This window comes from Variovorax sp. WDL1 (assembly GCF_001541225.1).
Lineage (GTDB): Bacteria > Pseudomonadota > Gammaproteobacteria > Burkholderiales > Burkholderiaceae_C > Variovorax.
The window spans coordinates 63,783-84,687 of record NZ_LMTS01000163.1 but is presented as its reverse complement, the minus strand read 5'-3'; the positions used below and the strand labels follow the sequence as shown (position 1 = coordinate 84,687).

The window sequence follows — 20,905 nt, the reverse complement described above, 5'->3', positions numbered from 1 at the left end:
AAGCGGCCCTCGTGGCGGCTGCCGCCGATTCCAGACACGATGGCGCGGCGGCTCGCGCCTTTCCCCTGGCTCACGGCCGTGATCGGGGTGCTGGTGTGGGTGCCGAGCCAGGTCAATGCGATCGTCGACGCCAGCTTCGCGGCCGTGGTCGCCACTCACGTGGTCACCGCGCTGGCGCTGACGGCGCTGATCGGCATGATGCTGCTGCGCCTGCACGAGCCCGCCGTACCCGCGCCCGATGGAACTGCGACGGCGGAGGCGGGAGAGCCGCCGCCCGGCGAGCCCGAACGCCCGCTCTGGATCAGCTTCCTGCTGAGCGCCGTGGCGCTGGCGGTGATCGTGATCTGGGTGCTGGTGGGCATCGGCTACGTGGCGCTGGCCAGCTTCCTGGCCAACCAGCTGACCTGGAGCGGCATCGTCGCCTCGGCCTTCTACCTGCTCTTCAAGTTCGCCGACGACCTGTTCATGGCGACGGTGGCCTCGAAAAGCGAGCTTGGCCAGAAGCTGCAGAAGAGCTTCGGGTTTGCGCCGCGGACGCTGGACCAGGCCGCCGTCGTGCTCTCGGGGCTGGCCCGGGTCGCGCTCTTCTTCTATCTGCTGATCGCGCTGGCCACGCCACTTGGCACGGGCCCCGGAGAGGTGTTCCAGCGCAGCGGGCAGTTCGGCACCGGCCTCAAGATCGGCGAATTCCAGCTGGTGCCGGGCGCGATCTTCAGCGCCGTCGCGGTGCTGGCCGTCGGCTTCGTTGCCCTGCGCGTATTCAAGAAGTGGCTGGAGGCGCGCTACCTGCCGGAAACTGCGCTCGAGCCCGGCATGCAGAGCTCGATCACCACGCTGCTCGGCTACGTGGGCGGCGCCGTGGTGATCGCGATCGGGCTATCGGCGCTGGGAATCGGCATCGAGCGCATCGCATGGGTGGCGAGCGCGCTTTCGGTGGGCATCGGCTTCGGCCTGCAGGCGATCGTGCAGAACTTCATCTCGGGGCTGATCCTGCTGGCCGAGCGGCCGGTCAAGGTCGGCGACTGGGTCGTGCTGGGCACGGCCGAGGGTGACGTGCGGCGCATCAATGTGCGCGCCACCGAGATCCAGCTGGCCGACCGTTCCACGCTGATCGTCCCGAACTCGGAGTTCATCACCAAGACCGTTCGCAACATGACCCTCACCAACGCCGAGGGCCGGGTGCTGATCCGGCTGCCGATGCCGTTGTCCACCGATGCCAAGCTGACGCGCGAGCTGATGCTGTCGGCCTGCGCCGACCACGGCGGCGTGCTGGTCGCACCCGCGCCCTCGGTCACGCTCGAAGGCATCGAGGGCGGCATGCTGATCTTCCAGGCCATCGCTTTCGTGCAGAGCCCGCGATTGGCCGGAGGCGTGCGCAGTGACGTCCTGTTCGCCATGCTCGATCGCTTCAAGGAAGCGGGGCTGCCGCTGGCGGCGCCGGCCGTGGCGGCGCCCCAGGGCACGACGCCGGCGCCCGCGCCAGCCCCGCCGGTCCCCCCGCTCGCGCAGTGAGCGCGTCCGCGCGCCTTCAGCCGCGCCAGCCACGCAGCAGCCACCACTGCGTGGTGCCGCACACCACCACCAGGGCGGCATAGGTCGCGATGCGTCCGTCGTGGCCAAAGTAGACCAGGCCGGCGACCAGGACCGCGAGCCCGGCTGCGAAGGTGACGGCGACCTGCACCCACAGGCTGACGGCCACGCTTCGCCCATGCATCGCGAGCCGGAACAGGATGGCCAGCAGGAGGGCGACGCAGAAGGCCGGTGCCGCGAAGTTGAGCAGGTGGATCAGCAGGTCGAGCGCAGACATGAGGCGGCAAGGAAGCGGCAGTCCGGGGTCATCCCAAGCGTGGACGGCCGCTGCCGGCGGCGGATTTTATAATCCCGCGTTATGTCAGTCTGGGCCCTCGGCTTGAACCACACGACCGCGCCGCTCGATCTGCGCGGTCGCTTCGCGTTCGCCATCGACCAGATCGCGCCCACGCTGCAGAGCCTGCGCAGCTCCTTCAGCACGCACCGGCATCCGGACGTGGAAGCGGCCATCATCTCGACCTGCAACCGCACCGAGATCTATTGCGCCGCAGACCACATGGCCCTCGATCACACGGTCGACTGGCTGGCCCAGAGCGGCGGCGTGGCGCCCGCCCTGCTGCGCTCCCATGCCTACGCGCTACACGACGACAAGGCGGCGCGCCACGCCTTCCGCGTTGCCAGCGGCCTCGACTCGATGGTGCTGGGCGAGGCCCAGATTCTGGGCCAGATCAAGGACGCGGTACGCGCCGCCGAGACTGCGGGCGCGCTCGGCAGCACGCTGAACCAGCTGTTTCAGCGCTCCTTCGCCGTCGCCAAGGAAGTACGCACCGCCACCGAGATCGGCGCCCACTCGATCAGCATGGCCGCCGCGGCCGTGCGCCTGGCGGCCCAGCTGTTCGAAGACATGAAGGAGACGCGCGTGCTCTTCGTCGGCGCGGGCGAGATGATCGACCTGGCCGCGACGCACTTCGCGGCCAGGGAGCCCAAGTCCATCGTCATCGCCAACCGTACGCTGGAACGCGGCGAGAAGCTGGCCTCGCGCTTCGGCGGCGAGGCCATGCGGCTGGCCGAGCTGCCGGCGCGCCTTGCCGAGTTCGACATCGTCGTGAGCTGCACCGCCAGCACGCTGCCGCTGATAGGCCTCGGCGCGGTCGAGCGAGCGCTCAAGCTGCGCAAGCACCGCCCGATGTTCATGGTCGACCTGGCCGTGCCGCGCGACATCGAGGTCGAAGTGAAGGCGCTCGAGGACATCTACCTCTACACCGTCGATGACCTGGCCCAGGTCGTGCAACAGGGCCATGCCAGTCGCCAGGCTGCCGTGGCCGAGGCCGAGGTGATCATCGATGCCGGGGTTCGGAGCTTCATGCACTGGCTGGACCAGCGCGGCAGCGTGCCGCTGATCCAGCAGCTCAACGCCCAGGCTGACGAATGGCGCGCCGCGGAACTGGGCCGCGCTCGCAAGCTGCTGGCCAAGGGCGAGCCGGTAGAGGCCGTGCTGGAGGCGCTGTCCCGCGGGCTCACGCAGAAGATGCTGCACGGCGCCATGGCCGAGCTGCATGCGGGGGATGCCGCGGCGCGCGAGCACACGGCGCAGGCCATCTCGCGGCTGTTCCTGCGCAAAGAGCGTTAGCGACGCTGTCCTGATCCCGGCGACCTTCGCCGGACAGCTGACCGCCCTCTGCGTTCGGTCCCCGGTCCCGCATTCGAAGACTTTTCAGTGAAACCCTTCCTCCGCCATCAACTCGAGCGCTACGCGCAACGCCTCGGCGAACTCGACTTCCTGCTTTCGCGCGAAGACATCATGTCCGACATGACCCAGTACCGGAACATCTCGCGCGAGCATGCCGAGGTGACGCAGGTGGCTGGCCGCTACCAGCGGTACCTCCAGCGCGAATCCGACCTGGCGGCCGCGCGCGAGATGCAGGACGACCCGGACATGGCCGAGATGGCAAGAGAAGAGATCGCCAGCGCCGAGGCGGAGCTGATTTCGCTGGAAGACGAGCTCCAGCGCCTGCTGCTGCCCAAGGATCCGGAGGACGCACGCAATGCCTTCCTCGAGATCCGGGCCGGCACCGGCGGCGACGAATCGGCGCTCTTCGCCGGCGACCTGCTGCGCATGTACACGCGCCACGCCGAGCGGGCCGGCTGGCGCTGCGAGATCGTGAGCGCCAGCGAGAGCGAGTTGGGCGGCTTCAAGGAAGTGGTGATGCGGGTGGTCGGCGACGAGGTCTTCGGGCGGCTGCGCTTCGAGTCCGGGGGCCACCGGGTGCAGCGCGTGCCCGCGACCGAGACGCAGGGCCGCATCCACACGAGCGCCTGCACGGTTGCGGTGCTGGCCGAGCCGGACGAGGCGCAGGCGGTGCAGATCAACCCGGCCGACCTGCGCATCGACACCTACCGCGCGAGCGGCGCCGGCGGCCAGCACATCAACAAGACCGATTCGGCGGTGCGCATCACGCACATCCCGACCGGCATCGTGGCCGAGTGCCAGGACGACCGCAGCCAGCATCGCAACAAGGCCAAGGCGCTGCAGGTGCTGTCGGCGCGCATCCAGGAGAAGGAGCGCAGCGAGCGCGCCGCCAAGGATGTGGCGCTGCGCAAGGGCCTGATCGGCAGCGGCGACCGCAGCGACCGCATCCGCACCTACAACTTCCCGCAAGGGCGGCTCACCGACCACCGCATCAACCTCACGCTCTACAAACTGCAGACGATCATGGAGGGCGACCTGGGCGAGGTGCTGGACGCCCTGCGCGCGGCACGCGAGGCCGAAAAGCTCGCCGAGCTGGAAGCCAGCCTGCCGGCATGACGTCCAAAGACGGCCAGTCGCCATCGACCGCGGCGCAGATGCTGGCGGCGGCGGCCGCGCTGGGCGTGGAGCGGCTCGACGCCCAGCTGTTGCTCCTGCACGTGCTCGGCCGGCCTTCGGGCGACCGGGCCTGGCTGCTGGCGCACGACACCGACATCCTGCCCGATGCCGTCTGGCCGCCCTTTGCCGGGCTCTGCGCCCGCCGCGTGGCTGGCGAGCCGGTGGCCTACCTGGTAGGCCAGAAGGAGTTCTACGGGCTTGGCCTGCAGGTCGACGCGCGCGTGCTGGTGCCGCGACCCGATACCGAGACCTTGGTCGCCTGGGCGCTGCAATGCCTGCAGGGCCGCACGTCGCCCGTGGTGCTCGACCTGGGCACCGGCAGCGGCGCGATCGCGCTGGCGATCCAGCACGCCCGGCCCGATGCCAAGGTCACGGCAGTCGACCGCAGCGCCGGCGCCCTGGCGGTGGCCCGAGCCAACGCGAAGCATCTCGGGCTGGCGGTCCGCTTCGCCGAGGCCGACTGGCTGGAAGGCGCGGACACGGACCTGGACCTGGTGGTTTCCAATCCGCCCTACGTCGCCGCGGGCGACCCGCACCTCACCGCCTTGCGCCACGAGCCCTTGGGCGCACTGGTGTCGGGCGCGGACGGGCTGGACGACATCCGCCGCATCGTCGAGGCCGCGCCTGCGCATCTGCGCGTGGGCGGGTGGCTGCTTCTCGAGCATGGGCACGACCAGGCCGCATCCGTGCGCGCCCTGCTTGCGCGCCACGGCTTCGCCGAGGTGCAAAGCCGCGACGACCTGGCAGGCATCGCGCGCTGCTCGGGCGGGATCTGGCGCACGGTGAAATAATCCGCCCAACTCATTTTTTGGAGAGGCCTATGTCCGAAGTCCAGCAGCGCATCGACGATCTCGTCAAGACCAACGATCTCGTGCTCTTCATGAAGGGCAACGCCAGCTTTCCGATGTGCGGCTTCTCGGGCCGCGCGATTCAGATCCTGAAGGCGGTGGGCGTCGACACCCGCACGCTCAAGACCGTCAATGTGCTCGAGGACGAAGGCATCCGCCAGGGCATCAAGGAATACAGCAACTGGCCGACCATCCCGCAGCTCTACGTCAAGGGCGAATTCGTCGGCGGCTCGGACATCCTGATGGAGATGTACGAATCCGGGGAGCTGCAGCAGATGCTCAACGGCAGCCCGGCGTAGATGTTGCCCGCCCTCAGGTTGCCCGCACTTCGTGTCGGGCGCCCAGCCCCTACCGGGGCCACACCAGCGGCCCGGCAAAGCCGGTTCCGCGGTGGGAATGTTGCTCGCCCCCAGGTTGCCCGCACTTCGTGTCGGGCGCCCACCCCCTACCGGGGGCAAAACCAGCGGCCCGGCAAAGCCGGTTCCGCGGTGTTTCACCAACGGGCCTGGCTTCGCCGGCCATGAAGGCGCATCGTGAGCCACGAACATTCCGATCATGATCACAACGACGCCGCATGGAAGCACGACGGCGTTCGGGTGATCCACGGCAACCAGCTCGATGCCAACACTGCGCAGACGCCCGGGATGAACCGCGCCGCGGCGATCAATTTCGCGCGCGTCGGCGCCCAGAAGCTCTGGGCCGGCACGGTGACCATCCATCCCGATGCGAAGACCGGCGCCCATCACCACGGGCATCTGGAATCCGTGATCTACGTGGTGCGGGGGCGTGCCCGGATGCGCTGGGGCGAACATCTGGAGTTCACCGCCGAGGCTGGCGAGGGCGACTTCATCTACGTGCCGCCCTATGTGCCGCACCAGGAAATCAACGCCAGCCCGACCGAACCGCTCGAGTGCGTGCTGTGCCGCAGCGACGGAGAGGCGGTGGCCATCAACCTCGACATCGAGCCGGTCGAGAAGCCTGAATCGGTGCTCTGGGTCGACCCGACGCATCCCCAGGGCGGCGTCTGACCCGCCTAAAAGCCCTCGAAGCGAGAAAACCTGGACAACCGCCGACACCGGGCACGGCTTATGCTGTGTCAAAGTGTGATCGAACGGAGGTCTGAAAATGGATTCCCGCCCATCCCGCGAGCTGGCCCCGGCGTCTGCCTCGTCCTTTCAGTTGCCGGTGGCGCATCTGCGCAGCGTGTTCCGCACGCACGATGTCGAGCGCAAGCTCGCGAAGCTGCCCGACCGCGACCACGAGCACCTGCGCACCACTTACGAACGCATGCTCGAACGCGGCCCCGAGCGCTTCCAGGTCAAGCCCAGCGGCGTGCCCCAGATGGCCGCGCTCTACGCCGAACTGCCCAATTTCGCCGAGGTGCTGGACGACGTGCGGCGCCATGTCGCGCTGGCGCAGGACAGCCGCGACGGGCTCGAGGTCACGCCCATGCTCCTGCTGGGCCCGCCCGGCATCGGCAAGACTCATTTCGCCAGGCGCCTGGCCGAGCTGCTGGGCACCGGCATGTCGCTGGTCCCGATGAGCTCGATGACTGCAGGCTGGCTGCTCTCCGGCGCCTCCTCGCAATGGAAGGGCGCCAAGCCCGGCAAGGTGTTCGAGGCCCTGGTCGATGGCCAGTACGCCAACCCGGTGATGGTGATCGACGAGATCGACAAGGCCGGTGCCGATGTGCAGTACGACCCGCTGGGCGCGCTCTACGGCCTGCTGGAGCACGACACCGCCCATGCCTTCGTCGACGAATTCGCGGAGGTGCCGATCGATGCCAGCCAGGTGATCTGGGTCACGACCGCAAATGACGTCCGCGGCATTCCCGAGCCGATCCTCAATCGCATGAACGTGTTCGAGATCGATGCGCCCTCGCCCGAGGCAGCCCGGCAGATCGCGAGCCAGCTCTACGCGTCGATCCGCAACGCGCACGACTGGGGCCGGCTGCTGGCCGAGGAGCCGCAGGACGACGTGCTCGACCACCTCGCCACGCTGGCGCCGCGCGAGATGCGGCGCGCGCTGATGACCGGTTTCGGCAACGCCCGCCTGGCCGGGCGCGGCGAGGTGCGCGTCGAGGACCTGCCGCGCGCCGGCCCGGGGCGCAGCCGGATCGGCTTCGTGCAGTAGCGCAGGCAGCGCGGCGGCAGCGCCGGGTGCTGCTCATGGCACCATGTCGGTCTTCCCGACCGACCCATGACGCTGACCCAAAGCCTATTCATCATCGCCATCCTGATCGCGACGAGTGCCTTCTTCTCATTGGCGGAGATCTCGCTGGCCGCTTCGCGCCGCCTGCGGCTGCGGCAGATGGCCGACGAGGGCGACGCGCGAGCCGAGCGCGTGCTGCGCATCCAGGAGCAGCCCGGTCACTACTTCACCGTGGTGCAGATCGGGCTCAACGCGGTCGCCATCCTCGGCGGCGTGGTTGGCGAGGGTTCGCTCAGCCCCTACTTCGCGCGGCTCTTCGCGCTTTGGCTCACGGCCGAGACCGCGCAGACCGCCGCCTTCCTGGCCTCCTTCGTCACCATCATCGCGGTGTTCCTGGTATTCGCCGATCTCTTCCCCAAGCGCCTGGGCATGAACGATCCGGAGCGGCTCGCGATGCGCATGGTCGGGCCGATGCAACTCCTGATCACCGTGCTGAAGCCGCTGGTCTGGCTGTTCACGACGTGCACCGACCTGCTCTTCAAGCTCCTGGGCATGCCCATGCAGCGCGACGACAAGATCACCTCGGCCGACATCCTCGCCATGACCGAGGCCGGCGCGCGCGCTGGCATCCTGGCCGTGCGCGAGCAGCAGGTGATCGCCAACGTGTTCGAGCTCGACACGCGCCTGGTCAGCAGCGTGATGACCTCGCGCGACCGCATCGCCTGGTTCCAGAAAGACGATCCCGAGGCGGTGCTGCGCGCGCGCATCGTGGCCGAGCCCTACTCGGCCTACCCTGTGTGCGAGGGCGACATCGACCATGTGCTGGGCTACGTGGACGCCAAGGACATGTTCCAGCGCGTGCTCAGCGGCCAGCCGCTGTCTTTCGGTCAGGGCTTGCCGCTGCACAAGGCGCTGATCATCCCCGACCGGCTCTCGCTCACCGAGGTGCTGGAGCAGTTCCAGCAGGCGCACGAGGACTTCGCGATCATCGTCAATGAGTACGCGCTGGTGGTGGGTGTGATCACGCTCAACGACGTGATGAGCACCGTGATGGGCGACCTGGTCGGCATGCAGGACGAGGAGCAGCAGATCGTGCGGCGCGACGAGAACTCGTGGCTCATCGACGGCGTGACGCCGATCCAGGACGTGCAGCGCGCCCTCGACATCGACGAGCTGCCGCACGCCGAGGAGTACGAGACCCTGGCCGGCTTCCTGATGGTGATGCTGCGCCGCGTGCCCAAGCGCACCGACAGCGTGAGCTGGGGCGGCTTTACCTTCGAGGTGATGGACGTGGACAGCCACCGCATCGACCAGGTGATGGTCACGCGCGGCGGCGCGGTGGCCGCCACGCCGGCGGCCTAGCGCCGATCGCTAGCTAGCTAGCCGCGATCGTCGCGCCGGTCGTTGAAGATCCAGAGCCTCTGATTGGAGAACACCGCGTTCGGGTACGGCGCCTTGCCGCGGCTGCCGTTGTAGCGCCCCAGCGTCATGAACAGATCGCCAGCCTCGCGGTCCAGGTAGTGGCGCAGGATCACGCAGCCGAAGCGCAGGTTGGTCTGCATGCGAAAGAGGGTCGAGGAATCGCCGTTGCCGATCACGCGAGTCCAGAACGGCATGACTTGCATGAGGCCACGGGCGCCCGCGCTCGACACGGCGAACTTCCGGAAATTGCTTTCGACCTGGATGAGCCCGAGGACCAGGCTGACCTCGAGGCCTGCGCGCTTGCTCTCGTACCACACTGTCTGGAGGAATTCGATGCGCTCCTGGTGCCCGGGGATCTTCTTCTTCAGGCGCTCGCTCATCTCGCCCAGCCAGCGCAGGTAGGCCAGCCGCGAGGCGGTGTCGCTGAACTCTGGTTTCGGGGGCGCGCTGCTCCGGATGGAGGCGCTCAAGGCATTGCGTACCGAGTCGATCAGCGGCTCTTCGATCTGCGCGCCCGCATGCGCCACGCCAGGCCACAACGGCAGGGCGGCGGCGGTAGCGCCCGCCAGCAGGCACGAACGCCGGGAAAGGCTCATGCCACCAGTTTGCTTTTCACGAACTCCGCCACGCCCGACGAAGGCACCTTGGTAGCGGCGGTGTCGCGGCGATGCTGGTATTCGTACTGGCCTTCCTTGATGCCGCGGTCGGAGATCACGACACGGTGCGGCACGCCGATCAGTTCCCAGTCGGCGAACATGGCGCCAGGACGCTCGCCGCGGTCGTCGAGCAGCACGTCCACGCCCGCGGCGAGCAGTTCCTCGTACAAGGCCTCGGCGGCCTGCTTGACCTCGGCACTTCGGTCCATGCCGATGGGGCACAGCACCACGGTGAAGGGCGCGATGGCATCGGGCCAGATGATCCCGCGCTCATCGTTGTTCTGCTCGATCGCAGCCGCAGGCAGGCGCGTGACGCCGATGCCATAGCACCCCATTTCAAGGAACTGCGGCTTGCCGGCCTCGTCCAGGAAGGTGGCGTTCATCGGCTTGCTGTACTTGGTGCCGAGCACGAACACGTGGCCGATCTCGATGCCCCGTTCGATTGCCAGCACGCCCTTGCCGTCCGGCGAGAGGTCACCGGCGACCACGTTGCGGATGTCGGCCACGAGGTCGGGCTCGGGCAGGTCGCGGCCCCAGTTGACGCCCGTCATGTGGAAGTCGACCTCGTTGGCGCCGGTGATCCAGTCGGCCATCACAGCCACCTCGCGGTCGGCGACCAGCTTGACGGGCTGCTTCAGGCCGAGCGGGCCGAGATAGCCGGGCTTGCAGCCGAAGTGCTCGTCGATCTCGGCGCTGGTTGCAAAGCGGAAGCCCTCGTCCAGGCCCGGCACCTTGCTCACCTTGATCTCGTTCATCTCGTGATCGCCTCGCACCAGCAGCAGCCAGACCTGCGAGCCCTCGACCCGGCCATCGGCGCCCAACCTGTCGGTGGCCAGTACGAGGGACTTGACGGTGGTCGAAAGCGGCACGCCCAGCAGTTCAGCCACCTCCTCGCAGGTGGCTTTGCCCGGGGTCGGGGTCTTCGCCAGCGGCTGGGCTGCCGCGGGCCGCGGGCCGGCAGGCGCCAGCGCCTCGGCCTTTTCCATGTTGGCCGCGTAGTCGCTGCCGGGGCAGTAGACGATCGCGTCCTCGCCGGTGGCGGCGATCACCTGGAATTCCTGGCTGAGGTCGCCGCCGATGGCGCCGCTGTCCGCCGCCACTGCCCTGTAGCGCAGGCCGAAGCGGTCGAAGATCCGGCGGTAGGCGTCCGCCATGACCTTGTAGCTCGCCTTGGCGCTCCCGAGGTCGCGGTCGAAGCTGTAGGCGTCCTTCATGATGAATTCGCGGCCGCGCATCAGGCCGAAGCGCGGACGGCGCTCGTCGCGGAACTTGGTCTGGATCTGGTAAAAGTTCTTCGGCAGCTGCTTGTAGCTGCGGATCTCCTGGCGGGCGATGTCGGTGATGACCTCTTCGCTGGTCGGCTGCACGACGAAACCGCGTTCATGCCGATCCTTGATGCGCAGCAGTTCGGGGCCGTAGGCCTGGAAGCGGCCGCTTTCCTCCCACAGTTCGGCGGGCTGTACCACGGGCATGGTGAGCTCGACGGCGCCGGCGCGGTTCATCTCCTCGCGCACGATGGCCTCGACCTTGCGGATCACGCGCAGCCCCATGGGCATGTATGTGTAGATGCCGGTGCCCAGCTTCTTGATCATGCCAGCGCGCATCATCAGGCGGTGGCTCGCGACCTCGGCATCCGCCGGTGCTTCCTTGAGGGTGGAGATAAAGAATCGGGAAGCTTTCATCGGTCGCGCGGAGGGAATCCAGGTAAGGGCACAGGGGATGAGGCACCCGGCGGCGCCCCGAACCGGTCGCTTTGCCGAGTGCGACCCGGCATGCATAATCGACTCAGTTCAAAAAAATTGGGGTTTGATTATGCTCGACCGCGACGGCTTCAGGCCCAACGTCGGCATCATCCTGCTCAACCAGAAGAACCAGGTTTTCTGGGGCAAGCGCATCCGGACCCATTCCTGGCAGTTCCCGCAAGGCGGCATCGATCGCGGCGAGAGTCCCGAGCAGGCCATGTTCCGGGAACTGCACGAAGAAGTCGGACTCCAGCCGGAGCACGTGCGCATCGTGGCCCGTACCCGCGACTGGTTGCGCTACGAGGTGCCGGACCGGTTCATCCGCCGTGACGCGCGCGGGCACTACAAGGGCCAGAAGCAGATCTGGTATCTGCTGCAGCTGATCGGCCACGACTGGGACCTCAACCTTCGCGCCACCGACCATCCCGAATTCGACGCCTGGCGCTGGCACGACTACTGGGTCCCGCTCGACGTTGTGGTCGAATTCAAGCGCGGCGTCTACGAGATGGCGCTGACCGAACTGGCCCGCTACCTGCCCCGACAGGACTTCCGCAACCGCTTCCTGCGCAGCAACGTGCGCGCTCGCGAATTCGAGCGCCATCCACCCGGCCCAGGCCATGAACCCACCTTCGAGCTGCCCCCCGGGGCGAGCTTCGATCCGAATCCCAATGCTCCTCATCCCGCACCCGATCCATCCTCTACCAACGACCCCCTGCATGCGCAGCGCTAGGCCCGCGCTCGTGCTTGTCCTGGTGGGCGCGCTGGCAGCCTGCGGGTCGACCGCCAGGGACACGGACAATCCCGACTGGGCCCAGGCCGGCATGCCACCGCCGCCCAAGATCACCGCTCAGGCCGACGAATGGAAGGAGGCCGAGGTGCCTCCGCCCCCTGCCTTCAACGAGAACCGGTTGATGCAGATCGAAATGCCGCCCTACTCGTCGCTGAAGTTCGGCGTTGACCCGGCCACCCTCAGCCTGACGGGCGACGGCGTGGTCCGCTACGTGGTGGTGGCCACCAGCAAGACGGGCGGCGGCGGCACCAACGCCTTCTACGAAGGCATCCGCTGCGCCTCGGAAGAGGTCAAGCAGTACGCCCGCTACAGCCAGGGCGCCTGGCAACTCGTGAAGGCGCCGGAATGGAAGCGCATCAACGACCGTAACTCGCGCTATGCAAAGGAACTGGCACTACAAGGCGTTTGCCGAGGCCACGCGCCGCGCGCCTCGGTGCGTGAAATGCTCCTGCAAATGAAGGATCCGCTGCGCGAGATCCGTTGAGGCTTCAGCCGGGCATCAGGACCATGTTGTCCCGGTGCACCATTTCCGATTCCGCCACGTAACCCAGCAACCGTTCGAATTCGGCCGAAGGCTTGCGGCACAGGAGTCGCGCCTCGGCGCTCGAGTAGTTGGCGAGCCCGCGGGCCAGCTCCACGCCGGCAGCGTCTTTCACCGCAATCACGTCGCCGCGCGAGAACTCGCCCTCGACGCCGGTCATGCCGATCGGCAGCAGGCTCTTGCCCTCGCCTCGCACCTTGGCCGCGGCGCCCGCGTCGACGGTGACCGAGCCGCGCAGCTGAAGGTGATCTGCCATCCAGCGCTTGCGGGCCTGGTGCTTGGCGGTCTGCGCCACCAGCAGGGTGCCGATAGACTCGCCCCGCGACAGGCGCAGCAGGGCATCGGGTTCGCGCCCCCAGGCGATGACGGTGGAAGCGCCCGAGCCTGCGGCGCGCTTGGCGGCGAGGATCTTGGTGATCATGCCGCCGCGGCCGATGCTGCTGCCCGCCCCACCGGCCATGGCCTCCAGCGCGGGATCGCCGGCGGCCGCCTCGTGCACGAAACGCGCATCGGGGTCCTTGCGCGGGTCGGCGGTGTAGAGGCCCTTCTGGTCCGTGAGGATCACCAGCGCGTCGGCCTCCACCAGGTTGGCGACCAGCGCACCCAGCGTGTCGTTGTCGCCGAACTTGATCTCGTCGTTGACCACCGTGTCGTTCTCATTGATGACCGGCACCACGCCAAGCGCAAGCAGGGTCACCAACGTGGAGCGGGCGTTCAGGTAACGCTCGCGGTCGGCGAGGTCGGCGTGGGTGAGCAGCACCTGGGCGCTGCCCAAGCCGTTCTCGCGCAGCTTGGTCTCGTAGATTTGGGCCAGCCCCATCTGGCCGACGGCCGCCGCCGCCTGCAGTTCGTGGACCTCGTGCGGGCGCGTGCGCCAGCCCAGGCGCTTCATGCCTTCCGCGATGGCCCCGCTGGACACCATCACGACCTCGCGGCCATCGCGCACCAGGGCCGCGAGCTGGCGGCACCATTCGCCGATGGCCGGGTCATCGAGGCCGCGGCCTTCGTTCGTGACCAGGCTGGACCCTACCTTGACTACAAGGCGGCGGGCATCGCGCAGAACGGTAGAGGTTGTCATGGGCGTGGCAGTCGTATCAGGCGAAGCGCGGGTCGATCTCGGTCGGCGGCTGCTCGGCCACCTGCTGCGCCTTGACGTGCTGATAGACAGCCTTCACCAGCGGCTCGCAGCCCTCGCGGGTGAGTGCGGAGATCTCGAACACGGGACCCTTGAAGCGCAGGCGCTTGACGAAGTCCTTCACCTTCGCGGCGCGCTCCTCGGGCGGGATCATGTCCAGCTTGTTGAGCACCAGCCAGCGCGGCTTCTCGTACAGCGCCGCGTCGTATTTCTTGAGCTCGCCGACGATGGCTTTGGCCTGCGCGACAGGATCGGTGTCGTCGAAGGGAGCGAGGTCCACCACATGCAGCAGCAGCCGCGTGCGCTGCAGATGGCGCAGGAACTGGTGGCCCAGCCCGGCGCCTTCCGAGGCGCCTTCGATCAGCCCCGGCAGGTCGGCAACCACGAAGCTTTGCTCGGGGCCTACGCGCACGACCCCAAGATTGGGATGCAGCGTGGTGAAGGGGTAGTCGGCGATGCGCGGACGCGCATTGGAAACCGCGCTGATGAGGGTGGACTTGCCCGCATTGGGCATGCCCAGCAGGCCGACGTCCGCCAGCACCTTCAGCTCGAGCTTGAGGCTCTTGCGCTCACCAGGCCAGCCCGGCGTCTTCTGGCGCGGCGCGCGGTTGATGGCGCTCTTGTAACGCAGGTTTCCGAAGCCGCCGTCGCCACCCTTGGCAATGATGATCGTCTCGCCGGGCGTCAGCAGCTCGAACAGCACCTCGCCCGTTTCGGCATCGCTGATGATGGTGCCCACCGGCATCTTGAGCGTGATGTCGTCGCCGGCGGCGCCGAACATGTCCGAGCCCATGCCGTGCTGGCCGCGCCTGGCCTCGTGCCGGCGCGAAAAGCGGAAGTCCACCAGCGTGTTGAGGTTGGGGTCGGCCACAGCGAAGATGTGGCCGCCGCGACCACCGTCGCCGCCGTCGGGACCGCCGAACTCCTTGTACTTCTCATGGCGGAACGACACGCAGCCGTTGCCGCCATCGCCGGCAGCGATGTCGATGAAGGCTTCGTCCACGAACTTCATGAGATGTCCAGTTTACAAATGAAGAAGCCCCGACAAAGCGGGGCTTCGAGCGGATCGAAGTGACGGGCTCAGGCCGGCGTCACGCTGACCGTGTGCTTGTTGAGCGCGCCCTTGGTCCCGAAGGACACGTGGCCGTCCACCAGGGCGAACAAGGTGTGGTCCTTGCCCACGCCGACGTTGGTGCCGGGGTGGAACTGCGTGCCGCGCTGGCGCACGATGATCGAGCCTGCGCTGATCAGTTCGCCGCCAAAAGCCTTCACGCCGAGCATCTTGGGCTTGGAGTCGCGCCCGTTTCGCGTAGAGCCGCCGCCTTTTTTCTGTGCCATGGTGTCAGCTCCTTAGCCGGCGATCGCGCCGATTTGCAGCTCCGTGAACTGCTGGCGATGGCCTTGACGTTTTTGATAGTGCTTGCGACGGCGCATCTTGAAGATGCGCACCTTGTCGTGCTTGCCATGCGACAGCACGGTAACCGTGACTGTTGCGCCGGACACCAGGGGCGTACCGATCTTGAGAGCGCTGCCGTCGCCGACTGCGAGCACTTGATCGATCACGATTTCCTGGCCTACGTCCGCAGCAATCTGTTCTACTTTGATTTTTTCGCCGGAAGCAACGCGATACTGCTTGCCGCCGGTTTTTATGACCGCGTACATGTAAACCTCTTTAGGAAGATGGCTCCACGGCGAATTCCGCAGAGCCCAAGATTCTAGCACGCGAGGCGTTTTTGGGAACTTGCGCGCGGCTGATGCGACGTCGGGACGACGCGGCTCCCTATAATCTGCGCGTTCCGGCCCCGGCCGGCCCGTTCTCCCAAAGCAGCGCACGAGCGCCTTCGCCTTGTCAGCTCCCCCCGCCGATAACTCCCCCGCCGCCGCCGTGCTCAGCCTGATTGCCGAGGACATGGCCGGGGTCGATCTCGTGATCGCCCGTCGCCTGGACACCGGTGTCCCGCTGGTGCGGCAGGTATCGCAGTACATCATCTCGGCAGGCGGCAAGCGGCTGCGTCCGGCTCTGCTGCTGCTCATGGCAGGCGCGTTGGGCTACCAGGGCGAACAGCGATTCAATCTGGCTGCGGTCGTGGAGTTCATTCATACCGCGACCTTGCTGCACGACGACGTCGTCGACGAATCCACGCTGCGGCGCGGCCGCCCCACCGCCAACGAGTCCTTCGGCAACCCGGCCAGCGTGCTGGTGGGCGATTTCCTCTATTCCCGGGCCTTCCAGATGATGTTGGACGCCCATGACATTCGCGTCATGGAAATCCTGGCCGAGGCCACCAACGTGATTGCCGAGGGCGAGGTGCTGCAGCTGATGAACATGCACGACGCCTCGCTGGATGAGGAGGCCTATCTCCGCGTGATTCGATCGAAGACTGCAAAGCTGTTCGAGGCCAGCACCCGCCTGGCTGCGGTGCTGGCCGGCGTTGCACCTGAAACGGAAGAGGCCTGCGCGGCCTACGGGCGGGCGCTGGGCACCGCCTTCCAGGTGATCGACGACGTGCTCGACTATGCCGGCGATGCAAGCGAGACCGGCAAGAATGTGGGCGACGACCTGCGTGAAGGCAAGACCACCCTGCCGCTGATCCTGGCCATGCAGCGCGGCACCCCGGCGCAGCGCGATCTCATTCGCACCGCAATCGAAGCCGGCGACACCACGCAGCTACCCCAGATAGTCGCCATCGTCCGCGAGACAGGCGCCCTGGACGCCACGCGCGCCGCCGCCGCAGCTGAAGCGCAACAGGCAATCGATGCGCTTGCGGGCTTTCCGTCAAATTCGCACTCCGCGGGTTTGCTACAATTGGCGGCTCAGTTGCTTGAGCGGCGCGCCTGACCACCTCACGACAGTGGGCCGTAAAGGTCGATTCTTTTTCTCGCAACCATCGGGGTGTAGCTTAGCCTGGTAGAGCGCTACGTTCGGGACGTAGAGGCCGGAGGTTCGAATCCTCTCACCCCGACCAGATTGACCGTTGAATCCGCCATGTCAGCGCGGAGTTCGATGGCAGCTGCGGAGTCGCAGCTACAGTTCGTCGACCTGCGAATCCCGTCCAGCATGCCACGCGCATCGCATCCTCCTAGCCGTCGTCGCAGACATCCCGTTGATCCATCCATTCCATGGAGCGACCATGTGCCGGAACATCAAGACCCTGTTCAACTTCGAACCGCCCGCGACGGATGAGGAAATACGGGCCGCGTCGCTGCAGTTCGTGCGCAAGCTCAGCGGCTTCAATAACCCGTCGAAGCTCAATCATGACGCCTTCCAGCGAGCCGTGGAAGAAGTCGCGGGCACAGCCCGGAGGCTTATCGACTCACTGGTAACGACGGCCGACCCGCGCGACCGGGAGATCGAGGCCGAGCGGGCACGGGCCAAGTCGGCGAGCCGGTTCGGCGCGCAGCCGTACAAGCCCGTTTCCCCCGGCTAAGCCGCAGTGCCATGAGACTAGCGGGGTCCGGCGCTCAATACCGGTTCGGATTGTTCGGCCGACTGTCGCGGCGGTTGGGCACGCCGTCATTGTCGCGGTCGCGGTCGTAGCGATTGGGCACGCCGTCGCGGTCACGATCCCCGTAGCCCGTGCGCGGCGGCGGCGACCGGCCACTGTCGTAGGGCACGGCCACGCAGCCGGCCAAGGCGGCGGTTGCTGCGATCAGCAGGGCGACAAGTGTTTTCATCGGATTTCCTTGAGCAGTCGATAAGCTGCCACCATGCCCGGCACAGCGGGCGCGCCAACCCGCACGCCCGCCCGTCTGCAAGTAGGCCCGGACCGCATTCGCGTGCCCGGCACGCATCTGGCGCCTCGCCGCCTCGTATCTGGCGGCGCGGCTGCGGGACTGCGGCGAGGCTTGGTTCGCCACGCCAGGCGCCATGTGCGCCACGCAATCCAGTCGCCGCAGGTTGACTGCCTCGCTCCCGCATGTGGCAAGCTGGCGGCCCATGCCGCGCACCCCACACGCCTTGCTGGCGCTGAGCCTGCTCGCCGCCCTGGCCGGGCCGGCGCAGGCGGTGCCGAGCTTCGAGGACGTGAAGCTCGACTTCCGCCCTTCCGATATCCAGGTGCTCGATCGCGATGGCGAGCCGATGCAACGCGTACGCACCGACGCCGGCGTGCGCCGCGGCCGATGGACCGCACTGGCCGAGATCTCACCGGCACTGCGCACTGCCATGCTGCTGAGCGAGGACAAGCGCTTCTACGAGCACAGCGGTGTCGACTGGCGCGCCGTCTCGGCAGCCGCCTGGGGCAACCTATGGAACACGCGTACGCGTGGCGCCTCCACCATCACCATGCAGCTCGCGGGGCTGCTCGATGACGATCTGCGCCGGGGCAGCGGCAGGCGCGACCTGGCGCAGAAGCTCGGGCAGACGGTGGCGGCACAGCAGCTCGAGCGCAAGTGGCGCAAGGACCAGATCCTCGAGGGCTATCTCAACACCGTGCCATTCCGCGGCGAGATCGTCGGCATCGATGCGCTCTCTCGCACCCTCTTCGGCAAGGCGCCGCACGGACTCGATGCCCGCGAGGCGGCGGTTGCGGCGGCGCTGGTGCGGGCGCCCAATGCCAAGCCGGCCTTGGTTGCGCAACGCGCCTGCGAGGTGATGCGCGCCATGGACTCAGGCGCCAGGGCGGATTGCGAGGCGCTCGACATGTTCGCGAGCGCGGCCCTGCGACGCAGGGCCTTCGAGGCGAGCGAAGGCATCGCGCCGCATCTGGCGCGGCGAGCGCTGAAGGAAGCCGAAGGCCTGTCGAACGCGCGCGCCCTCTCCCCAACCCTCTCCCTGAGGGGAAGGGAGCACGGCGGGGACATTCGCACCACGCTGCGGGCGCCGCTGCAGCGCTTTGCACTCACGACCCTGCAGCGTCACCTGAGGGAGCTGCGCGGCCGCAACGTCGAGGACGGGGCGCTGGTCGTGCTCGACAACGCAAGCGGCGAGGTGCTGGCCTGGGTCGGCTCCTCCGGCACGCTGAGCCGCGCGGCCGAGGTCGACGGCGTGCTGGCGCAGCGCCAGCCCGGCTCCACGCTCAAGCCACTGCTCTATGCGCAGGCGATCGCGGAGCGAAGGCTCACCGCGGCCTCGCTGCTCGACGACTCCTCTGCGCAGATCAGCACGGCTGGCGGCCTCTACATCCCGCAGAACTACGACGGTCGGTTCAAGGGCTACGTCTCGGTTCGCACCGCGCTCGCGGCTTCGCTCAATGTGCCGGCGGTGCGCACGCTGGTGATGGTGTCACCGGAGGCCTTCGCGCGCCAGCTGCGCGCGGCGGGGCTGGGACTGGCGCAGAACGGGGACTACTACGGCTACAGCCTGGCGCTTGGGAGCGCGGAGGTGTCTCTGCTGGGCCTCACGAATGGGTATCGGACACTGGCGAATGGAGGGAGGTTCGGGGAGACGCAGTTTCTGGCGCGGCGCGTGCCCGCATTCCAGGCATCGGCCCGGGGGGCAAGGAGCAATACCCCGGCGGTCGATCCGCGTGCCGCATTCATCGTGGGCGACATCCTGAGCGACGCCAACGCCCGCGCTCCCACCTTCGGCCTCGACAGCGTGCTGGGCACGCGCTTCTGGAGCGCGGTGAAGACCGGCACCAGCAAGGACATGCGCGACAACTGGGCGGTCGGCTGGTCCGAGCGCTACACCGTCGGCGTGTGGGTGGGCAACGCCGGCGGCGCGCCGATGTGGGACGTGAGCGGCACCAGCGGCGCCGCGCCCGTCTGGGCCGAGCTCATGGGCTTCCTCCACCGCCGCGAGGCCAGCCGCGCGCCGACGCCGCCGCCAGGCCTGGTGCGCGCGCGCGTGAGCTTTGGCGACGAACTCGAGGCGGCGCGCGACGAGTGGTTCATCGCCGGGACCGAGCAGCCCCTTTTCGCATTGCCTGCGGCCGATGCGGGGCCCGCGCCGCGCATCACCGCACCCGCGGACGGCACCATCATCGCGCTCGACCCCGACATCCCACCGCGCCATCAGCGCGTCCGCTTCGAGGCCGAGGGCAGCAGCGGACTGCAGTGGCGCATCGACGGCAAGTCCTTCGCGCGCGGCGCCAGCGCGCAATGGCTGCCCTGGCCTGGTCGGCACGTGGTGGAGCTGCTCGATGCGCGCGGCCGGGTGGTGGACCAGCTCCAGCTCGAGGTGCGCGGCGCCGGCGTCAAGCGCGTGGCGGGCAAGTAAGCTCGGCGCTCATGAAGCCGCAGCCTGCCCGAAAGTCCGCAAAGTCCACCAAGCGCGCGCAGACGCCCGACGGCCAGATCTCGGCAGTGCTCGCGCGCATCGAAAGCCTCTGGCCTTCGCTGGGTCCGGTCGGGCAGCGCATCGCCGACTTCATCGTCAAGAACCCGCACGAGGTGGTCCACATGTCGGTCAGCGAGGTGGCCGAGCGCACCGCGTCGAGCGAAGGCAGCATCGTGGGCTTCTGCAAGAACCTCGGGGCCACTGGCTTCCAGCAGATCAAGATCGCGCTGGCGCAGGAGGTCGTGCGGCCCGTGCAGTTCATCCATGAGGACCTCGAGCCCGGAGACAAGGTCGACATCACCGTCCGCAAGATCTTCCAGAGCAACGTGCAGACCCTGCACGACACCCAGGCCGCGCTGGACGTCAAGGCGATGGAGAAGGCGGTGCGGCTGCTCAAGAAGGCCAAACGCATCGAAATCTACGGCATCGGCAGTGCGGCCACCATCGCCGAGGACGTGCACTACCGCATGCTGCGCATCGGGCTGGACGTCAAGGTGGTGGTCGACTCGCACGTGCAGGCCATCAGCGCATCGCTCACCGGCCCCGGCGTGGCGGTGCTGACGATCTCGCATTCGGGCAGCACGCACGAGACGGTGATGGCCACGCGCCTGGCCAAGGAGGCCGGCGCAGCAACCATCTGCATCACCAACTTCGGCAAGTCGCCGATCCAGGCCTTCTGCGACGTGTTGCTCTTCACCATGGCCCGCGAGACCAGCTTCCGCACGGAAGCCATGACCAGCCGCCTCGCGCAGCTGGCCATCATCGATGCGCTGATCGCCTGCCTCGCGCTCTCGGACTACGACCGCTCGGTCAAGACCTTGCGCCGGACATTCGACGTGCTTTCGCTCAAGCGCTATTGAGCTTGGCGCGCATCGCCATCCAATGGATGGCGATGGTCGAAATTGAATTTCGCTCAGTATTGATTCGTTCGCGATTTGAGCCGAATTCATTTTCCTGTCACGTCGACTTCCTAAGCTCTTCGAGGTCAACCCACCTCCGAGATC

General features: G+C 67.6%; 22 protein-coding genes and 1 tRNA gene. 15 read left to right on the top strand and 8 right to left on the bottom strand.

The features are described from left to right. Window positions 1-1,512, top strand: a 1,512-nt coding sequence (locus APY03_RS44305) for a mechanosensitive ion channel family protein (protein WP_232324369.1), incomplete at its 5' end; no start/stop codon positions are given. A 16-nt stretch (window positions 1,513-1,528) separates the two neighbouring features. Here the strand turns inward: APY03_RS44305 and APY03_RS22070 are convergent. After that, complete coding sequence (locus APY03_RS22070; RefSeq protein WP_068680052.1) at window positions 1,529-1,807, bottom strand: hypothetical protein; 279 nt, start codon at window positions 1,805-1,807, stop codon at window positions 1,529-1,531. An 81-nt stretch (window positions 1,808-1,888) separates the two neighbouring features. Here APY03_RS22070 and hemA point away from each other — a divergent pair, with 81 nt between their 5' ends. The 7 genes from hemA (at window position 1,889) to APY03_RS22035 (ending at window position 8,757) form a co-directional block, all read left to right on the top strand. Continuing rightward, window positions 1,889-3,160, top strand: coding sequence for a glutamyl-tRNA reductase (hemA, locus tag APY03_RS22065; RefSeq protein WP_068680050.1), 1,272 nt, complete (start codon window positions 1,889-1,891; stop codon window positions 3,158-3,160). 87 nt (window positions 3,161-3,247) lie between these two features. Further along, entirely contained in the window at window positions 3,248-4,336 is a 1,089-nt protein-coding gene (gene prfA / locus APY03_RS22060; protein ID WP_068680048.1) for a peptide chain release factor 1, read from the top strand. Further along, complete coding sequence (prmC, locus tag APY03_RS22055) at window positions 4,333-5,187, top strand: peptide chain release factor N(5)-glutamine methyltransferase (RefSeq protein ID WP_068680046.1); 855 nt, start codon at window positions 4,333-4,335, stop codon at window positions 5,185-5,187. Before prfA ends, prmC begins: the two co-directional genes overlap by 4 nt. Before the next feature lie 29 nt (window positions 5,188-5,216). Further along, window positions 5,217-5,543, top strand: a complete 327-nt coding sequence (grxD, locus tag APY03_RS22050) for a Grx4 family monothiol glutaredoxin (RefSeq protein ID WP_068680044.1) — start codon at window positions 5,217-5,219, stop codon at window positions 5,541-5,543. Window positions 5,544-5,777: 234 nt separating this feature from the next. Beyond that, window positions 5,778-6,272 (top strand): cupin domain-containing protein, encoded by a 495-nt coding sequence (locus tag APY03_RS22045; RefSeq protein ID WP_068680042.1) that lies wholly within the window; start codon window positions 5,778-5,780, stop codon window positions 6,270-6,272. 97 nt (window positions 6,273-6,369) lie between these two features. Continuing rightward, window positions 6,370-7,377 (top strand): AAA family ATPase, encoded by a 1,008-nt coding sequence (locus APY03_RS22040; protein WP_068680040.1) that lies wholly within the window; start codon window positions 6,370-6,372, stop codon window positions 7,375-7,377. A 66-nt stretch (window positions 7,378-7,443) separates the two neighbouring features. Beyond that, window positions 7,444-8,757 (top strand): hemolysin family protein, encoded by a 1,314-nt coding sequence (locus APY03_RS22035; protein ID WP_068680038.1) that lies wholly within the window; start codon window positions 7,444-7,446, stop codon window positions 8,755-8,757. 17 nt (window positions 8,758-8,774) lie between these two features. Here APY03_RS22035 and APY03_RS22030 read toward each other — a convergent pair whose 3' ends face one another. Both APY03_RS22030 and APY03_RS22025 read right to left on the bottom strand, forming a co-directional pair. Further along, on the bottom strand, window positions 8,775-9,413 hold the full coding sequence (locus APY03_RS22030; RefSeq protein WP_068680037.1) for a lytic transglycosylase domain-containing protein: 639 nt from the start codon (window positions 9,411-9,413) through the stop codon (window positions 8,775-8,777). Next, the gene (locus APY03_RS22025) at window positions 9,410-11,155 is read right to left on the bottom strand and encodes a proline--tRNA ligase (protein ID WP_068680035.1); all 1,746 of its coding nucleotides are present in this window, start codon (window positions 11,153-11,155) and stop codon (window positions 9,410-9,412) included. Before APY03_RS22025 ends, APY03_RS22030 begins: the two co-directional genes overlap by 4 nt. A gap of 130 nt (window positions 11,156-11,285) precedes the next feature. Here APY03_RS22025 and APY03_RS22020 point away from each other — a divergent pair, with 130 nt between their 5' ends. Both APY03_RS22020 and APY03_RS22015 read left to right on the top strand, forming a co-directional pair. Beyond that, complete coding sequence (locus APY03_RS22020) at window positions 11,286-11,945, top strand: RNA pyrophosphohydrolase (protein ID WP_068680033.1); 660 nt, start codon at window positions 11,286-11,288, stop codon at window positions 11,943-11,945. After that, window positions 11,932-12,489 (top strand): CNP1-like family protein, encoded by a 558-nt coding sequence (locus tag APY03_RS22015; protein WP_068680031.1) that lies wholly within the window; start codon window positions 11,932-11,934, stop codon window positions 12,487-12,489. The genes APY03_RS22020 and APY03_RS22015 overlap by 14 nt, the downstream gene beginning before the upstream one ends. A gap of 4 nt (window positions 12,490-12,493) precedes the next feature. Here the strand turns inward: APY03_RS22015 and proB are convergent, their stop codons facing one another. The 4 genes from proB to rplU form a co-directional block, all read right to left on the bottom strand. After that, window positions 12,494-13,624 carry a glutamate 5-kinase gene (gene proB / locus APY03_RS22010; protein ID WP_068680029.1) on the bottom strand — a complete coding sequence of 377 codons (1,131 nt, stop codon included), beginning with the start codon at window positions 13,622-13,624 and terminating at the stop codon, window positions 12,494-12,496. Window positions 13,625-13,640: 16 nt separating this feature from the next. Then, a complete protein-coding gene (gene cgtA / locus APY03_RS22005) occupies window positions 13,641-14,693 on the bottom strand; it encodes an Obg family GTPase CgtA (protein ID WP_068680028.1) in 1,053 nt (350 codons plus the stop codon). A 68-nt stretch (window positions 14,694-14,761) separates the two neighbouring features. Beyond that, window positions 14,762-15,019, bottom strand: a complete 258-nt coding sequence (rpmA, locus tag APY03_RS22000; RefSeq protein WP_068680025.1) for a 50S ribosomal protein L27 — start codon at window positions 15,017-15,019, stop codon at window positions 14,762-14,764. A gap of 12 nt (window positions 15,020-15,031) precedes the next feature. Next, entirely contained in the window at window positions 15,032-15,343 is a 312-nt protein-coding gene (gene rplU / locus APY03_RS21995; protein WP_068680024.1) for a 50S ribosomal protein L21, read from the bottom strand. 184 nt (window positions 15,344-15,527) lie between these two features. On the opposite strand from rplU, the gene APY03_RS21990 reads away from it, so the two are divergent. The 3 genes from APY03_RS21990 (at window position 15,528) to APY03_RS21980 (ending at window position 17,109) form a co-directional block, all read left to right on the top strand. Beyond that, window positions 15,528-16,520 (top strand): polyprenyl synthetase family protein, encoded by a 993-nt coding sequence (locus APY03_RS21990; RefSeq protein ID WP_068680022.1) that lies wholly within the window; start codon window positions 15,528-15,530, stop codon window positions 16,518-16,520. A 50-nt stretch (window positions 16,521-16,570) separates the two neighbouring features. After that, window positions 16,571-16,647 (top strand) — tRNA-Pro (locus APY03_RS21985). Between the two features lie 165 nt (window positions 16,648-16,812). Next, window positions 16,813-17,109: a DUF2277 domain-containing protein gene (locus APY03_RS21980; protein ID WP_068680020.1), complete on the top strand. Its 297-nt coding sequence runs from the start codon at window positions 16,813-16,815 to the stop codon at window positions 17,107-17,109. 34 nt (window positions 17,110-17,143) lie between these two features. Here APY03_RS21980 and APY03_RS21975 read toward each other — a convergent pair whose 3' ends face one another. Continuing rightward, window positions 17,144-17,356 carry a hypothetical protein gene (locus APY03_RS21975; RefSeq protein ID WP_068680018.1) on the bottom strand — a complete coding sequence of 71 codons (213 nt, stop codon included), beginning with the start codon at window positions 17,354-17,356 and terminating at the stop codon, window positions 17,144-17,146. 262 nt (window positions 17,357-17,618) lie between these two features. Between APY03_RS21975 and pbpC the strand changes: the two genes are divergently transcribed. Together pbpC and APY03_RS21965 are read left to right on the top strand one after the other, a co-directional pair. Beyond that, the gene (gene pbpC, locus APY03_RS21970; RefSeq protein ID WP_068680015.1) at window positions 17,619-19,841 is read left to right on the top strand and encodes a penicillin-binding protein 1C; all 2,223 of its coding nucleotides are present in this window, start codon (window positions 17,619-17,621) and stop codon (window positions 19,839-19,841) included. Between the two features lie 11 nt (window positions 19,842-19,852). Further along, window positions 19,853-20,761, top strand: a complete 909-nt coding sequence (locus APY03_RS21965) for a MurR/RpiR family transcriptional regulator (protein ID WP_174262790.1) — start codon at window positions 19,853-19,855, stop codon at window positions 20,759-20,761. Window positions 20,762-20,905 lie beyond the last annotated feature (144 nt).

What these genes read in the sequence shown, in the direction of transcription:
- APY03_RS22070 (WP_068680052.1), bottom strand. Translation starts at nt 1,807, where the DNA reads ATGTCTGCGCTCGACCTGCTGATCCACCTGCTCAACTTCGCGGCACCG.
- hemA (WP_068680050.1), top strand. Translation starts at nt 1,889, where the DNA reads ATGTCAGTCTGGGCCCTCGGCTTGAACCACACGACCGCGCCGCTCGAT.
- prmC (WP_068680046.1), top strand. Translation starts at nt 4,333, where the DNA reads ATGACGTCCAAAGACGGCCAGTCGCCATCGACCGCGGCGCAGATGCTG.
- grxD (WP_068680044.1), top strand. Translation starts at nt 5,217, where the DNA reads ATGTCCGAAGTCCAGCAGCGCATCGACGATCTCGTCAAGACCAACGAT.
- APY03_RS22040 (WP_068680040.1), top strand. Translation starts at nt 6,370, where the DNA reads ATGGATTCCCGCCCATCCCGCGAGCTGGCCCCGGCGTCTGCCTCGTCC.
- APY03_RS22035 (WP_068680038.1), top strand. Translation starts at nt 7,444, where the DNA reads ATGACGCTGACCCAAAGCCTATTCATCATCGCCATCCTGATCGCGACG.
- APY03_RS22030 (WP_068680037.1), bottom strand. Translation starts at nt 9,413, where the DNA reads ATGAGCCTTTCCCGGCGTTCGTGCCTGCTGGCGGGCGCTACCGCCGCC.
- APY03_RS22025 (WP_068680035.1), bottom strand. Translation starts at nt 11,155, where the DNA reads ATGAAAGCTTCCCGATTCTTTATCTCCACCCTCAAGGAAGCACCGGCG.
- APY03_RS22020 (WP_068680033.1), top strand. Translation starts at nt 11,286, where the DNA reads ATGCTCGACCGCGACGGCTTCAGGCCCAACGTCGGCATCATCCTGCTC.
- APY03_RS22015 (WP_068680031.1), top strand. Translation starts at nt 11,932, where the DNA reads ATGCGCAGCGCTAGGCCCGCGCTCGTGCTTGTCCTGGTGGGCGCGCTG.
- proB (WP_068680029.1), bottom strand. Translation starts at nt 13,624, where the DNA reads ATGACAACCTCTACCGTTCTGCGCGATGCCCGCCGCCTTGTAGTCAAG.
- cgtA (WP_068680028.1), bottom strand. Translation starts at nt 14,693, where the DNA reads ATGAAGTTCGTGGACGAAGCCTTCATCGACATCGCTGCCGGCGATGGC.
- rpmA (WP_068680025.1), bottom strand. Translation starts at nt 15,019, where the DNA reads ATGGCACAGAAAAAAGGCGGCGGCTCTACGCGAAACGGGCGCGACTCC.
- rplU (WP_068680024.1), bottom strand. Translation starts at nt 15,343, where the DNA reads ATGTACGCGGTCATAAAAACCGGCGGCAAGCAGTATCGCGTTGCTTCC.
- APY03_RS21980 (WP_068680020.1), top strand. Translation starts at nt 16,813, where the DNA reads ATGTGCCGGAACATCAAGACCCTGTTCAACTTCGAACCGCCCGCGACG.
- APY03_RS21975 (WP_068680018.1), bottom strand. Translation starts at nt 17,356, where the DNA reads ATGAAAACACTTGTCGCCCTGCTGATCGCAGCAACCGCCGCCTTGGCC.
- pbpC (WP_068680015.1), top strand. Translation starts at nt 17,619, where the DNA reads ATGCCGCGCACCCCACACGCCTTGCTGGCGCTGAGCCTGCTCGCCGCC.
- APY03_RS21965 (WP_174262790.1), top strand. Translation starts at nt 19,853, where the DNA reads ATGAAGCCGCAGCCTGCCCGAAAGTCCGCAAAGTCCACCAAGCGCGCG.